This is a genomic window from Vibrio sp. 1F253 (genome assembly GCF_041439295.1).
Taxonomy (GTDB): domain Bacteria; phylum Pseudomonadota; class Gammaproteobacteria; order Enterobacterales; family Vibrionaceae; genus Vibrio; species Vibrio tasmaniensis_A.
The window spans coordinates 1-13,456 of the sequence record NZ_JBGONU010000030.1; the positions used below are offsets into that span (position 1 = coordinate 1).

A 13,456-nucleotide genomic window follows, 5' to 3' on the forward strand; every position below is an offset into this window, starting at 1 on the left:
TTCGGAGCCGCTTGGCTGTCCGCTCTCTCAACATCGTTCTGCTTTGCAAGGGCGCGCAGCGGCGAAGCCTCCCTTGTAAAGCAGGTTGTGGGGAGAAACGGTTAACAGCCTGCATGCCCGAAAATGATGCGAGTGAAAGAAAATCGGCGCATAAGAAAACAAGCCCTTACACGAACTTATTCGAAGACAGAGAGAACAACGAGGAGGAAACGACAAGGCGCTATGACTCTTAGGACAATAACGGGGTTCAAACAAGGCCTAGCTGCAGGGGAACCAAGGCAACGATAAGAGTCATGATTAAAGACACGTTTAAAGTGTTAGTCTTTACAAGGAGAGAAGGCCCAGAACAGGTAATAAGACGCTTCAAGTGTCATGTTCATCCGTGCTAGAAGTTAAGTCCAAACTAAGGCTCTATGAAATGTCTTAAAATAGATACAGAGCCTTAAAAGCAAATATGTATTACATAGGTAATACATATTCAATTCATTTTATTAATCAACTCAACGAGCTCTTCATCATCTATCTTGTCTCGATATAAAGCCAAAGCTCGGTACAGTTTCGCTGCAGACACATTTCTCTCTGTCTGCTCTTGCAGATTTGCTACCCAATCGGTTATCCGTTCTTTATCAGTAAGTGACATTCTAAGAGTCAGAGGAGGCACCATATAAGATGTCGTCACTTTCTTTTTGACAGTCGTAATTCCAGTCGACTTACTTGAACCTTCGTTCTTGTCAGTAGAGATAGCTGTTATAGCTCCTCGTTTTTTCAACTTGCTCATATGTATTACCTATGTATTACATCAAATTCAAAAGAAACGCAGCCAGTTTTCGGTAATCGTTATTAACAAGAGATCCCGATTTATAAAAGCGCACAGGAGAGGAAACGGCATTAGCTTGTCCAACATGCTCAGAACGACGGACAGATACTGGTAGCAATTTATCTTGTACTACCTCCAATTCCTCATCAATGAACTCATTAATAATAGTGTTTCTTGAGTCGACCTCGTTCCTCAAGATCAGATAATTGCCTTCATCCTCCTTAATTTCATAGACAGCTTCGAGTAAAGAGCTAATGCCGTCTAATGAAAATGCACCTGAATCTACAGGGATCAAGATAAGGTCTGAAGCCTGGATTGCGTTAAGAGTCGTTAGGGATAAGTTTGGTGGAGTATCAAGAAGAATGAAATCATAGGTATCACCTAACTTCGCTAATTGCTTTTCTAAAATTCGTTCACGATTAATCTTTGTCAGTGATGTTTCGATGACACGTGACAACTGAACATCAGCGGGAACGACATAGAGGTTTTCAATAGAGTTCCCATTAATCTGTGCAGGTTGAATTAAATCGACAATGGACACAACTTTAGGCTTATCAAACAAAGCAGCCACCGTCTCTTCAAACTTAAAATCACGTTGTCCGGTTAACGTTTTAGAGCAGTTCCCTTGAGGATCGAGGTCAATAACTAACACTTTTCGTTTTCGTGCAAGCTCAGCCCCTAAATTGACAAGAGTCGTGGTTTTTCCAACGCCACCTTTTTGGTTCGCCGCGCTGATGATCTTAGTTTTCATAATAAACACCTCATGTATTACATGTGTAATACACAATAAAAAACAAAAAGCACACTGTCAATGTATTACATATGTAATACACTTTTTCTATCAACACTTAAAGTTATTCCCCCGTTACCAGTCGATGATGTCAAGACACTAAAAATCCTAAAGAAAGTGACACCAGCCGCGAGATCACTATCCGTATGAATCAAGTTATTAGGCTCCTCACCAACCAAAACTTCTTGGTTAAGTTAATCCCAACACTAGAATCAAAGTCAGTTCTGAAATTGAAAATATTGTGACTACGACGGGGGACACTGTTTAAGCATGAATCGGATTCATCAAGTCCCGACGCGCCATCGATATTTGGAGCTATCTGACTCACACCAGAAAGACGCGAATTTAAACCCAAAGAATGGCTAAGTTTTGCCTACTGGCGTGATGAGCAGCGCCAACTGGTTGAACGCCACGACAAGATTGAGTCACCCACTGGGCAGAGTCATGGAAGTGAAATCCCACTGTTCATTGCGGCTGTTTGTAGAAAGGTGTTCCCAAAAGAAAATACCCATAATGAATGAGAAGCCCATTGAGTCTTCTACTCTTAACACGACATCGCCCTGATCTAATAACTCGCCCATCGCTTGTTGGTAAGCTTCTTCGACGATGGTTTGTTCCCAAATACGCTCGTATTCGGGTAAGACTTGTTGTCTAGAGATGGTCGACACCCTGAAGCTTAATGCGCCCTCGATACGATGTCGTCGGCTGGTGATCAGTTTAACCTCCGTCCATGAAAGTACTGGTTTGGCGAGGCGCCTAGATTGGCGTTCCTTTTTCTTTTTCGCCATACTCGAGTCTTAACGGATGTAGACCATCAGCTTATCAGAGGTGGCACAGACGCTTGACTGTTTGCTCATACAAAAATCAACATAAACCTTGCTCCGCGCGCATCACAAACAAGATGTACACCTTGTCCCCGTCTTGCTTGCAAAAAACACGACAAGGGTTGACCACAACTTCTCGGTAATTGAGGTGTTCAACTTTGTCGAAAATATTTTGAATCATCTGCTTGGCCGCAACCAGATATTCAAGGGCAATGTATTTCGCGATATCCTTGAGGTCCGATCACGCGGCTCACTCCAAATCACTTCAGCCATTTTGACATCTTGTCCTTAGCTTCATCCTGACTCAAGGACTTGCCTTGTGAAATGGCGCGCTCACCACATGCGATCCCTTCAAAGATAACCAAACGGTTTTGCATAAAATGATAGTCGTCCACATCAACCAAATACGCAGAAGGTTTACCGTGTTCGGTGATTAGCACAGGTTCTTTGGTGTCGTGTAAGTCCGCTAGGATTTGGGACGCTTGACGCTTGAGGGAAGTAACGATCTCGACTTTCATAAGAGTAACTCCAAAATAAGAGTAATAAAGTGATACTGTCGTATCACTTTCAAGGTGCCAGGTTTAGCGCAGAGATATTGAGCGTTAAGAATCACTCTTAAGTCATGCTTCTTATGAGTAGGAAACTCACTCAACAACACACAAACAGCAAATGGCGTCACTTGGGTTTCGGCCTTAGAGCCTTGCTATTCTTGTGATAAGATACCCTCACCAGAAAATAATCGATGTGAACAATGTCAGAACATTCATACCATCAACTTCTTAAGTCGACCTTCGAAAACACTCTTCTTCACCTTTACTTCAAAGTAAAAACTTCCAGTCACTTTGTTAAAGAAGAGCAACGAAACAAGATCATCATTGACTTCTTAAAGCCAAAAATCAAACAAGCTCGATATAGCCTTATCAAGAAAAAGCTTAAAACTGTTTGTTTGATGAAGAGTAAATTTGGCTCAATCGAAAAACACTTAGAAAGCGTTTTATCTCAATATTCAGCGATAGAGAGCAAAAACGACGTTGATAAGCTTTATGCCTTGTTAGAACGCTTTGAGAAGAGCGGATTAGAAACAAAACTTATTGAAGAGACCCCTAAGCAGGAAATGGACGTTGTTTATATCGACAGAGCACATATTGATCATTGCTTCGATAATGAAAACCGTCAGATTGCACCCATTTCGCTGTTTATACATACGAATGAATTAGACAGATTCACTAAGAGCTTAGCAACCCAACCTTATTTCACATATGAGTTGTGCCAAGCAAGTGAAGAGTTGAATAACTATCATTACAAAGTCCACCCAATTAGCTAACCATACTGCTTATCACACACTGTTTAGCCTTAACTGGTCCAAGACTCTTGTGAGTGCTTACCTGTACTTTTCCATCAATTGTCTATCCTGTACCTTAGTAATTGTCCCACAGCTATATGAAGCGCCAACTAACACAACCAAATCTAAAACGTTGGGCACTTCCAGCCCAAATCAAGATGTGTTGTACGCGATTTACCAAGCGGTACTACCGTCCTTTTTTCATCACAATCAAGGCCAATCTTTTGATCTTCTAACAGTAAGCTGATCAGATATAAGCCTAACGCTGAATGATCTTGGCCATTCGTCTTCACCGCTACGGCTTCAACAATGAATTCAATTCCTGTTGACAGTGTCTCTTTATCTTTAAAAGACATAACTCCTCCCTTAAGTTACTGTGTAAATATACAGCAATATGGAGCGGGTGAATCCATATTTAAACAAATTGAGACATCAATCACATTGAACAGGGTCATGTCGACTCACCCTTAGAACACATTTCATGTCTTTAAAAAGGAGCTCGCGGACAAAAAGTAAGAGAGGAGATGATCGGGTGTCCAATAAATGCAACCTAGTCTCAACTCCATAATTGAATTTACTAAGGGACCTCGTTTTTAGTCGATAGTTACTCATTATTATTTAACTCAAGGAAAAGCCGACTCAAGCACCGCCTTCTTTTTCCCTACTTCATACTCCGCCCTCTCTAACGTTATAGGGGCAGATATCTGATGAACAGCATAATTACCACGAGGCTCTGGCCCATTTCGCCTACTTTCGGATAAAGCAGACTTGACCCATTCAAACAGATAGACGTAACGACTGACGGTCTGGCGACACAAGTTCGCCTTACGCGCCACCAAACCAATCGTGAGCTCCTGATTTTTGCGTAACAGAAACAGACAGGCGCGGATAATTCGGCGAGTGGTCTTCGTCCGACGAAGGTTATGAGTTCTTCTGGCCGCTCTACGCTGCCTTTCCTGTAAACTTAATCCACTATCCAACCTCATCACACCTCGCTGGCAGTCTGACCGAGCACAATATTTATCCCAGGTCCAACGAGAGACGCTTTTTACCACCGCTAACACCTCACTGCATGGCAAAGACGGCTTACCCACCAAATTGGCATTATTGATATGTGCAAAGCTCTCTACACGGCCTTTAAAATTCGTATAGCTGCCCTTTTCCCTTTCTTCGTCGACGATGTCATAAGCGAACCGGCGAGTACGTTCAAACAAAGTACAATTCCGGGAATAAGAAACGTCACTCTCTTGACGAAGCCACGGCCGCGTACTCTCCAGTTCAAGCGAATCCGCTAACTCGTTAAGTTCATAGACACTGCGGTGAAGTTCGGTTGTCTGCCACCAAGGATGAAAGGGCGTTTTGGCAACAGGCCCTGAATAACTCAAGTCCGCCTCCAATCGCAAGGCTAACGCGCGATAAATGGCTTTGAGGTACTGAATGGGTTTGGAGCGAGCCTGATCACTGGTGCAAACCGGTACAATGGCATAAAAAAGGTGGGCTTTATTACTGGTACGGTTTCGGACAATCATATTGGGGGGCGGCAACCCTTCATCTTGCCAAATGTAGGGATTGGGGAAAGCTCGGTGTTCATGATCAATATCGAAAACCATCCACGCCTGCATCTCTTTTCGATTGACCTGCATATAGGGCCATCTGACGGCGTAGTTTCGAGGTCGAATTAGCATCGCGGTTTTGTTGTCACTGCACCTCGACAAATAAGGCGCTTCCTCAAGCAACCGGCTCAAACACGACATAGACGAAGACGCAGCGTATTCAGAATGAGCCGTCATCGGCTCGCCCTCACCGTCCCTTGTCCACGTTGACTTCCTGACTCGCTCTGGATAAACACCCTTTCCAAGGCCTCGTACGTTACGACCGAGTTGACGCTCTTAGTGGCGCCCAATAAGCCTGTCGAACCTGATGAATCCTTTCCATTCAGGCGTTCAATTGTTAAGTGTTCGTCATTTCCCCTCACCCCGCTTTTCACAGGACAGCGGAATGCATCACGCCATTGGTCTTCGCTCACTACCGCTAGATAGAAGACCGCTTCTTGGCTTGTTTGAAGCACCTTACCGCCTATGACCGCCCACTCATGATTATTCATCACGTTTTCCTTGGCTAACAGGCTCTCCTTTGGGAGCAGCCAATGACGTTACTCAGGCTAAGGACAACGCGTTAAAGCCAACGCTGTCTGATTCTTTGCATTCGCTTTTCAAGACCGAATAAACGAATTCGCAGCCGTACTTGTTCAAACACCCGATTCGAATGCCTTAATTGATACGTTAACCTCATCCACTCAACCAATAATGGCGAAAGTTGACGGTCACATAACTCGCGTCGGATGCGCCTGATATAGCGAAGGCCTCTTCGCTTATCTTCCTCTGTTAATCCATGACCAGACCTTTCAGAAGATGGCTTATGATCCGGAGCAATGAGCATCACCCCTCCGAATGAATACTTGAAACTGATATACCACTAGCGCCCACCTTTCCGCCCTATCGCTTTGAGCAGACCAACACCTTGATTCAGTTTTTCCAAACTATTGAGGAGCAAAACCTGACCGCTGATATTCGCGTGTACGGTCTGAACAATCTCATATTTCTGTGCCCGAGTAAGCCTAGGCTTTCCTGCATACTCCAAAGCCATTCGAGACAACTCACCCGAATGGGTCGAGCTCTCTAGTGCGCACAAAACAAAGGCATCATCGGTAGTGTTGGGCGGTATATAAGCGGTGACCACCCCAAGTCCAAGAAGTAAGCTGTTTACAATAATGTGATTACCGCTCACTTTGGCGAGAGTGATGGCTTCAACACAACTCAGGACATGAGGCTGATCAGGATTAAGTTTATTCCGCAGCATGGTCGGACTCATCCCTATGACCTCTGCCAGCCTAGCCATATTCTCTGACCTAGCGAACACGCAACACGCCTCATTAAAGGCCCCTTGTTTTGTGCGAGAAAATTCGCCTATTGAGTCAATTCCGTTCATAACCAATACTCAATTGAAGAAAGACGAGATGACAACGAAACTCCAACCAAGAATGTTAGCCCCAACGGACAAAGCTCTTTGGTCGAAGTTATGAAAGATAAACGCATGGCTATTTACCCCATTCTCTCCAACGTTTCACGCGTTGCCATTTCTAGCAACATGACCATATTGATGAGAGGGGTTTCTTTACCTTTTGCTTTAGTTTTAATAGGTAAGCGACCATCAGCTACCCAATCCATGATGGTGCGTTTCGGCATTCCGGAGAACTGAGAGTATTGGTCGTACGTCATGAAAGGCGTATTTAGGACTACTTGATATGAGAGCATAATGATATCCTGCTTGGTCATTGAATGTTTAATTTCGGAATGACGAGTTGCACCCCACCATTTCGAACTCAATTGCGATTATTGATCACATATGAATAACAAGCAACTTAAAATAGACCAAATATCGTATTTGGGAGGTAGAGATATTATCAAGAAGTTGATAGATATCACGAATTCAGACCGCCAACAGGACGTAGCAGACGTATTTGGCATCCCAAAATCAACAATCGCGACTTGGCGACAGAGAAACCTTACTCCCTTTGAAATTGCAGTAAGGACTCATTTGAGCACTGGAGTCTCACTTGAATGGTTACTTCTAGATAAAGGCGAACCGTACCCTAAAACACCAACCCAAAAGCATATTAATAAGAAGAACGAATCGAAAACTCTTTTCGATATCGACTGTTTCTCTATTGACGACGGTAAATTGGTTGGGAAAGGGATACTTGCATTCGATAAAGCTCTTCTAGACGAGTTAGGTGTGAGTAATGTAATAGCAATCAAAGATGGAACTACTACGTTCCTTATAAATAAAGAATCTCACCATGCAGTAAGCGGTACATACCTAGTTGATATGGACGGCCTACTCTCGCTAAACGACATCCAGCGCTTACCAGGCAAAAAGCTAGCAATCAGCTTTAACGGTTCGATTCTAACCGTCGAAGAAGATGAAGTAAGTGTTGTAGGTAGAGTCGCGTTAGTGATAGAAAAGCGTTAACTGTTGCACTCATCTGTTTGAGAGCACTGCAGCTAATTTGATTAATAGCGTCACCGATACTTAACGAGCCTCTTATCACCCTACCCTCGTGGGGAGTGGCACTTGCAAAGAAAAAGACGGCCTTATGGCAGTCTTCTTCTTTGGCTCAATGTTGGACAAAGACGTGTCAATGACTCTCCCAATTTAGCCGCGCCTGAATATCTTTTAGTATCTCAAAATGCGGAAAGGCACTGTTGCTACAGGTGGCGATTTTGATAAGAACTAGGCAGTTTCTTCTATCTTCAGTTCATTGTGTCGGGTTCACTTGATGCAATTTTATTTGCCGAACATTCAACTCCCCCTGAATCGCTTATACCCCTTAGTCTCTGATGTGAATACTTAACAGCAAGTTCAAGTATTAGTTTTAAAATACTTCCAGTTATTGCTCAAGGTAGATAAATACTGTACTAAATCTTTCTGGCTCTATGTCGGCATAGCCTACCAATCATATACAATTGACATATATATCAATATCTTACATTTAGATCTTTATCAACATAACTAAAGTATTTAGCTGGTAAATTGCACAAAAATAATATGCATTTAAGTGAAAAAAAATGAAATACATGGCCATTGGATTAGTGCTAATCGCAAGCTCGGTATTTGCCAATCCACTCGATAACCTTAACTGGGAATATGAAGGTATATATGACGTACCAAATCAAGACGCAACGATCCTAGTTATGACTGAGCAGTCTTTGGTTAGAGGTGATGACGCAGCAATTTTAGAAGAAGAAATTAATGGAGTTCCTAGCTCTCCAAATGCAGTTCTTTTAAACCAAGATTTAAGCAGGTTTATTATAACAGAAAGCAGACCTGGCTTTATAAAAATGGATGATTGGGAAGAAAGTATTGATAGCAATGATTTACTTCAAGAGCTTATCGATAGTACAGAGGATGATAATAAGCATAGGAAAGGCGCGCTTCTCTTTATTGATGGATGGGCAGAGAAACCAACATTAAACAAGAAAGAAGCAACGATGTATTATGCTATAAGGGCGCACAGTAGTGAGAATGAGAAAATAGTTAATGCAAGAGCATTGAAATTATCTAGAGAAGGTTATAGTCAAATCACTTGGGTAGGATCTCAAGAGCAATTTATATCAGCGGAAGATAACTTAGCGCCGACTCTAGAACAGCTAAAGTATGAAAAAGGCCATACCTATAAAGACTTTGTTCCAGAGACTGATACGGTTGCAGCTTTTGGAGCTGGTGCTTTGATGTACAAATTGATCACAGGAAAGGTTGCAGGTAAAGGTGGATTAGCTATTGGAGCTCTCTTACTCGCCTTCGGGAAAAAGCTATGGTTTCTTATATTCTTGCCTGTGGTTTGGTTAAAAAACAAACTATTCAAAAAAGACAAATAGCAGTGAGGTTAATTACTGGGGCTACTGTACTATTTAGTCCAGATATCCTCGCAGTCATCAATAAGTGCACGCAATTTGGCCAGTTGCGAGATATTACTGCCAACGAGAAACACAATGATGCATACGAAAATTACAAGCTGAGAACATCGTCTGCGCACACTTTTGGGAGATTCCTTTCACTACGCTGCTAGTCGCAACCATGAGAAAAAGTACTGTAATTTCAGTGTCACGATTTGTCACTGAGTCATTACGTTAGTATTTAAAGGGGCACTTTCGTGCTAGAAAGTGCCACAGGTAAAAATTAAATATAATTTAAGCGGTTTAAGCGGTTTAAACACGTCTCTGGACAAAACCGCGCCAGCGACATTTCTAAATTAGCATTTAACGGATTATCTTAGGTATAGAAAAACCTCTAACCTAGTGGCCAAATTTACTTATCTATTCCACTAATTGAGGGTTTTATGCACTAGCCCCAACGGTTTTTTTTACTCGATTTTGGTATGAGAGTCGATAATTAACGGGTATTGCTGATCCAAATATCAGCTCTTGCTCTAGTTCTGTAAAGTTACGTAACATGTTGGCAGTAAGTGTGTTGATTGTTAGTTACGCAAAGTAACATTGATTTACATCCCACATCTAAGCTGTGATATATGAATGTGCTTTACTGTATTTTGATTCATCTTAAAGATGTGTTTGAGAATACTCTGAAGCGACTAAAGAGCTTGGAGCATGATGGTTTATACGGCATAAGGGGTTAGATATGTTGGGTTTTGTGTTTATTTTAGCCTCGGTGACATTACAGGCATTCGCTTTGTCTCGTGTTAGTTTCCAGTTTAGTAGTGGGGAGATTATGATTTTCTCTGCGACCTCCTTTTTCCTGTGCTCGATATTTTTTCTGTGCAAACTGGTGGTTACGAAAAAGCTGAATCTCACTAGGGAGAAGGTGCTGTCGTTGGCTAAGATGAATTTATATACCTTGTTAGCATTCTTCTCGTTTCATTTGGCTTTGACCTATATTCCAGCTTCCAGTGCCGCTCTATTTGAGTCGGCAGTGGCCGTGGTTGTAGTGTCTGTGATCACTCGTGAGACTTTAGGTAGGTTGGCGCAGGCTTTCACCATCGCTTTGCTAACTCTTTTGTTTTCAGTTAAGGCCAACGTGATGGATGTAGCGTTGTTGCTGGGTTTGGTTTTAGCTGCATTGGCCGGGATCGGTGCTGCACTAATTTCATTAAAGTCGAACGCTAAGTTTATGGGTGATTTGTCTATTGATGAGATCTTAGCATTTCGTTTTCTATTATCAGGTATTGTCGCTACGAGTGTGGCCCTCTCAACGGGTGCTAGTCTTGGCGGGGAAGTAAGTCTAGCTGAGGTGTTCGGGCTTTCTGTATTTGGTTTTGTACTCCCGTTCTTTTTACTTCAGAAAGGAATGGAGGTGACTAAGCCTGTACTGACGGTCTGTATGCTATCAGTGATTCCTGCGATCTCTTACTTGTTTGAGTCGACGCTATATTCGGAGCCTTCAATTCAAGAAGTAATGTTAATAAGCAGCTCGGTGGCCTTGATTGTCTGGTTTTCGATATCGGACATTATTAAAACTCGAACCAAATCGGTACCGGTGGAAGCTTAGCTAAATCGAGTAGGAGGAGGCCTCGCGGCCTCCGTCCTCTCACACCACCGTACAAGCGTGGGTCGCATACGGCGGTTCCAAGGTATACCAACATTCGTTGACCTAGATGAACTGTCTAACTTCAACGCCACTGTGTCTTGTCTCTCTTCGTTAGTTGCAGATCCGTTTCCGACTTCTCCACCTATTCCTAACGTAGCTGTAGGGTTTCTACTCTTTACTGAGACTCCGCACACACTGAGAATTTGTTATCCGTTTATCTAAAACCTTGGTTCAGGCCTTCCCTACGACGTAGGTACTATGCCCTCTGCTGACTTCTTATCAATCTTCGTCTAGCATCACTGCTAGCCTAGTCTCGAAGACAATTGATAAGATCTCCCGAGGTAAGATGCCACCCTTTCCCATAGCTCCTGCCTGATTTACATAATCACACTTCTGTTCGAGACTTTGGGCTATTCTATCTGTTGCTAGGTTACCCAAGTTGATTATGCCTATTATCAGATTTCTGTTCGTCAAAGCTATGTTTTGCCATTTGCTTCCTTCAGATTCCACCTCACGATGGATACCCTTGCATAGGCTAACGCTTCCCGCTCGACAAGGCACGTAGAGGACTTTCACCTCTTAGGTTGACACCATGCTCGGCGCACAACTATAGAGACATCATATTGATGTCTTTTTTCTATTTATAGAGTGAACGGGGGCTCAAGTTGCTTATCCAAGGTCAGTCAGAACATTAATCAACTAAACATACCAAGTTACATTAGCAAAATTAGGTCAAATTTCGATAATGAAGAATGATGAGAATAAAAGGTCTAAGTTGATGTATGGAATCCACTCCCTCTCTGCCAGTCTACACTTAGCAGAGTGCCATTATAACGAGGGCTCCAATATGTTGACTAAAAATGTTATCGCTATCGACCTAGCAAAAAATGTTCTGCAAGCCTGCCATATCAGTGTTCACGGTGAGATGCTGTCCAATAAACCTCTAAGTCGACAGAAAATGAAAGAGTTTCTTGCCAAGGCTAAGCCTTCCATTGTCGCAATGGAAGGGTGTTGCGGATGTCATTATTGGGGTCAGTTAGCTCAAAAGTTTGGACACGAAGTGCGGATTATCAACCCGAAGAAAGTGAAAGGCTACCTAGAAGGACATAAAACTGATCATAATGATGCCCTTGCTATCGCTAATGCCGCTATCCAAATTGGTATCAAGTACAGCCGTCCAAAGTCATTAGAACAACAATCTATGCATTCATTAGAAACCAGCCGTAGGTTCTTATCTCGTAGTGTGGTTTCCTTAGGGCTTCACATTAGAGGGACGATTTTGGGCTACGGGATAGCAAACCCTAGAGGTGAAAAAGGTTTAAAAGCGTCGGTTCAAACAGTACTTGATGGAGAGACCTCAATACCAGCAAATGTTGTATCCGTTCTGTCCATGTTGTGGGAGCAATATAAAGAACTGAAAGCAAAACTCATCGCGTTCGAAAAAGAGAAAAATGCTTTAACCCGCCAGATAGAACCATGCCAACGATTAATGGAAATTGAAGGTGTTGGTGAAACAACAGCTGCGATGCTCTATACAACTCTTGGTGATGGAAAGCAGTTCAAGAATGGAAGACAAGCTTCAGCGTTTGTTGGTCTTACACCCAAACAACACAGTTCAGGTGGCAAGGTCTTTATGATTGGGATCGATAAATGCGGTGGAGTGAAGGAGCTACGCTCCCTTCTCTATCTTGGTGCAATGTCTTACGTTGGACGACTCCCCGAAAAACCGAAGACTCAAAAGGATGCTTGGTTGAGGAGTATCATAGATCGTATCGGCTTCAAGAAGGCCTGCATTGCACTGGCGAACAAAGTGGTACGGACTGCGTGGGCAATGCTTCGGTATGAGACTGAATACAAACCAGTATTACTTACTAATTAATCACTAACAAATTCTAAAATTTTACAAAATGATGAAGCATAAAAGGTAAGACCAACCTACTGAAAACCTGGCCGTTCTGTCATGCTAAGCAAGCTGCTAACTCGATAAGGACAGTAGGTGCGCAAAACATCAAAGGCTAGAAGGTAGCTCCTTCAATAAGAAGCCGAATATACGACCGCATCTTAACTTTTATTACCAAAATCACTTTGTAAATACGTGGATTCCATATAGGCGAACAAAGTGGTACGGACTGCGTGGGCAATGCTTCGGTATGAGACTGAATACAAACCAGTATTACTTACTAATTAATCACTAACAAATTCTAAAATTTTACAAAATGATGAAGCATAAAAGGTAAGACCAACCTACTGAAAACCTGGCCGTTCTGTCATGCTAAGCAAGCTGCTAACTCGATAAGGACAGTAGGTGCGCAAAACATCAAAGGCTAGAAGGTAGCTCCTTCAATAAGAAGCCGAATATACGACCGCATCTTAACTTTTATTACCAAAATCACTTTGTAAATACGTGGATTCCATATACGGAATGGGGCACTTTCGAGTTAGAAAGTGCCATGAGTCAAAATTCAGGTCTATGAAGCCTCTGGACAAAAATGAGCTAGCCAACCTGCTAATCTATAAGATCAAGCCGACAATACGGACTGTAAGTTTCTGGCCTAACTGATTTATAAATTATCACCTCT

At 42.7% G+C, this 13,456-nt stretch carries 13 protein-coding genes and 1 pseudogene; 5 read left to right on the forward strand and 9 right to left on the reverse strand.

The features are described 5' to 3' along the window. Window positions 1-478 precede the first annotated feature (478 nt). From ACED28_RS14905 to ACED28_RS14925, 5 genes and pseudogenes are all read right to left on the reverse strand, one after another. The gene (locus ACED28_RS14905; protein WP_016799982.1) at window positions 479-778 is read right to left on the reverse strand and encodes a hypothetical protein; all 300 of its coding nucleotides are present in this window, start codon (window positions 776-778) and stop codon (window positions 479-481) included. 16 nt (window positions 779-794) lie between these two features. Beyond that, window positions 795-1,568 (reverse strand): ParA family protein, encoded by a 774-nt coding sequence (locus tag ACED28_RS14910; protein WP_016799981.1) that lies wholly within the window; start codon window positions 1,566-1,568, stop codon window positions 795-797. A gap of 464 nt (window positions 1,569-2,032) precedes the next feature. After that, a complete protein-coding gene (locus ACED28_RS14915) occupies window positions 2,033-2,275 on the reverse strand; it encodes a hypothetical protein (RefSeq protein WP_240700347.1) in 243 nt (80 codons plus the stop codon). 196 nt (window positions 2,276-2,471) lie between these two features. Continuing rightward, window positions 2,472-2,704, reverse strand: a pseudogene (locus ACED28_RS14920) (type II toxin-antitoxin system RelE/ParE family toxin). Next, on the reverse strand, window positions 2,692-2,949 hold the full coding sequence (locus ACED28_RS14925) for a type II toxin-antitoxin system Phd/YefM family antitoxin (protein WP_016799979.1): 258 nt from the start codon (window positions 2,947-2,949) through the stop codon (window positions 2,692-2,694). The pseudogene ACED28_RS14920 and the gene ACED28_RS14925 overlap by 13 nt, the downstream one beginning before the upstream one ends. A gap of 233 nt (window positions 2,950-3,182) precedes the next feature. Here ACED28_RS14925 and ACED28_RS14930 point away from each other — a divergent pair, with 233 nt between their 5' ends. After that, window positions 3,183-3,755, forward strand: a complete 573-nt coding sequence (locus ACED28_RS14930; RefSeq protein ID WP_016799978.1) for a DUF2913 family protein — start codon at window positions 3,183-3,185, stop codon at window positions 3,753-3,755. Window positions 3,756-3,898: 143 nt separating this feature from the next. Here ACED28_RS14930 and ACED28_RS14935 read toward each other — a convergent pair whose 3' ends face one another. The 4 genes from ACED28_RS14935 to ACED28_RS14950 all read right to left on the reverse strand — a co-directional run bounded on the left by ACED28_RS14935 (window position 3,899) and on the right by ACED28_RS14950 (window position 7,087). Further along, window positions 3,899-4,129, reverse strand: a complete 231-nt coding sequence (locus ACED28_RS14935) for a hypothetical protein (protein ID WP_016799977.1) — start codon at window positions 4,127-4,129, stop codon at window positions 3,899-3,901. A gap of 267 nt (window positions 4,130-4,396) precedes the next feature. Then, window positions 4,397-5,563, reverse strand: a complete 1,167-nt coding sequence (locus tag ACED28_RS14940; protein WP_016799976.1) for a replication initiation protein — start codon at window positions 5,561-5,563, stop codon at window positions 4,397-4,399. Between the two features lie 685 nt (window positions 5,564-6,248). Beyond that, window positions 6,249-6,761, reverse strand: coding sequence for a phage regulatory CII family protein (locus ACED28_RS14945; protein ID WP_016799974.1), 513 nt, complete (start codon window positions 6,759-6,761; stop codon window positions 6,249-6,251). A gap of 113 nt (window positions 6,762-6,874) precedes the next feature. Beyond that, window positions 6,875-7,087, reverse strand: coding sequence for a hypothetical protein (locus ACED28_RS14950; RefSeq protein ID WP_029203682.1), 213 nt, complete (start codon window positions 7,085-7,087; stop codon window positions 6,875-6,877). Between the two features lie 91 nt (window positions 7,088-7,178). Between ACED28_RS14950 and ACED28_RS14955 the strand changes: the two genes are divergently transcribed. From ACED28_RS14955 to ACED28_RS14970, 4 genes are all read left to right on the forward strand, one after another. Then, entirely contained in the window at window positions 7,179-7,805 is a 627-nt protein-coding gene (locus ACED28_RS14955; protein ID WP_017091823.1) for a phage repressor protein CI, read from the forward strand. A gap of 596 nt (window positions 7,806-8,401) precedes the next feature. Then, window positions 8,402-9,211, forward strand: coding sequence for a DUF2167 domain-containing protein (locus ACED28_RS14960; protein ID WP_102257508.1), 810 nt, complete (start codon window positions 8,402-8,404; stop codon window positions 9,209-9,211). A 760-nt stretch (window positions 9,212-9,971) separates the two neighbouring features. Next, window positions 9,972-10,838 carry a hypothetical protein gene (locus ACED28_RS14965; RefSeq protein WP_102538662.1) on the forward strand — a complete coding sequence of 289 codons (867 nt, stop codon included), beginning with the start codon at window positions 9,972-9,974 and terminating at the stop codon, window positions 10,836-10,838. Between the two features lie 886 nt (window positions 10,839-11,724). Continuing rightward, window positions 11,725-12,756: an IS110 family transposase gene (locus ACED28_RS14970; RefSeq protein WP_017100620.1), complete on the forward strand. Its 1,032-nt coding sequence runs from the start codon at window positions 11,725-11,727 to the stop codon at window positions 12,754-12,756. Window positions 12,757-13,456 lie beyond the last annotated feature (700 nt).

Bases quoted from the DNA above. Each gene is read 5' to 3' on its own strand.
- ACED28_RS14925 (WP_016799979.1), bottom strand. From the start codon at position 2,949: ATGAAAGTCGAGATCGTTACTTCCCTCAAGCGTCAAGCGTCCCAAATC.
- ACED28_RS14935 (WP_016799977.1), bottom strand. From the start codon at position 4,129: ATGTCTTTTAAAGATAAAGAGACACTGTCAACAGGAATTGAATTCATT.
- ACED28_RS14950 (WP_029203682.1), bottom strand. From the start codon at position 7,087: ATGCTCTCATATCAAGTAGTCCTAAATACGCCTTTCATGACGTACGAC.
- ACED28_RS14960 (WP_102257508.1), top strand. From the start codon at position 8,402: ATGAAATACATGGCCATTGGATTAGTGCTAATCGCAAGCTCGGTATTT.
- ACED28_RS14910 (WP_016799981.1), bottom strand. From the start codon at position 1,568: ATGAAAACTAAGATCATCAGCGCGGCGAACCAAAAAGGTGGCGTTGGA.
- ACED28_RS14940 (WP_016799976.1), bottom strand. From the start codon at position 5,563: ATGACGGCTCATTCTGAATACGCTGCGTCTTCGTCTATGTCGTGTTTG.
- ACED28_RS14965 (WP_102538662.1), top strand. From the start codon at position 9,972: ATGTTGGGTTTTGTGTTTATTTTAGCCTCGGTGACATTACAGGCATTC.
- ACED28_RS14955 (WP_017091823.1), top strand. From the start codon at position 7,179: ATGAATAACAAGCAACTTAAAATAGACCAAATATCGTATTTGGGAGGT.
- ACED28_RS14970 (WP_017100620.1), top strand. From the start codon at position 11,725: ATGTTGACTAAAAATGTTATCGCTATCGACCTAGCAAAAAATGTTCTG.
- ACED28_RS14945 (WP_016799974.1), bottom strand. From the start codon at position 6,761: ATGAACGGAATTGACTCAATAGGCGAATTTTCTCGCACAAAACAAGGG.
- ACED28_RS14930 (WP_016799978.1), top strand. From the start codon at position 3,183: ATGTCAGAACATTCATACCATCAACTTCTTAAGTCGACCTTCGAAAAC.
- ACED28_RS14905 (WP_016799982.1), bottom strand. From the start codon at position 778: ATGAGCAAGTTGAAAAAACGAGGAGCTATAACAGCTATCTCTACTGAC.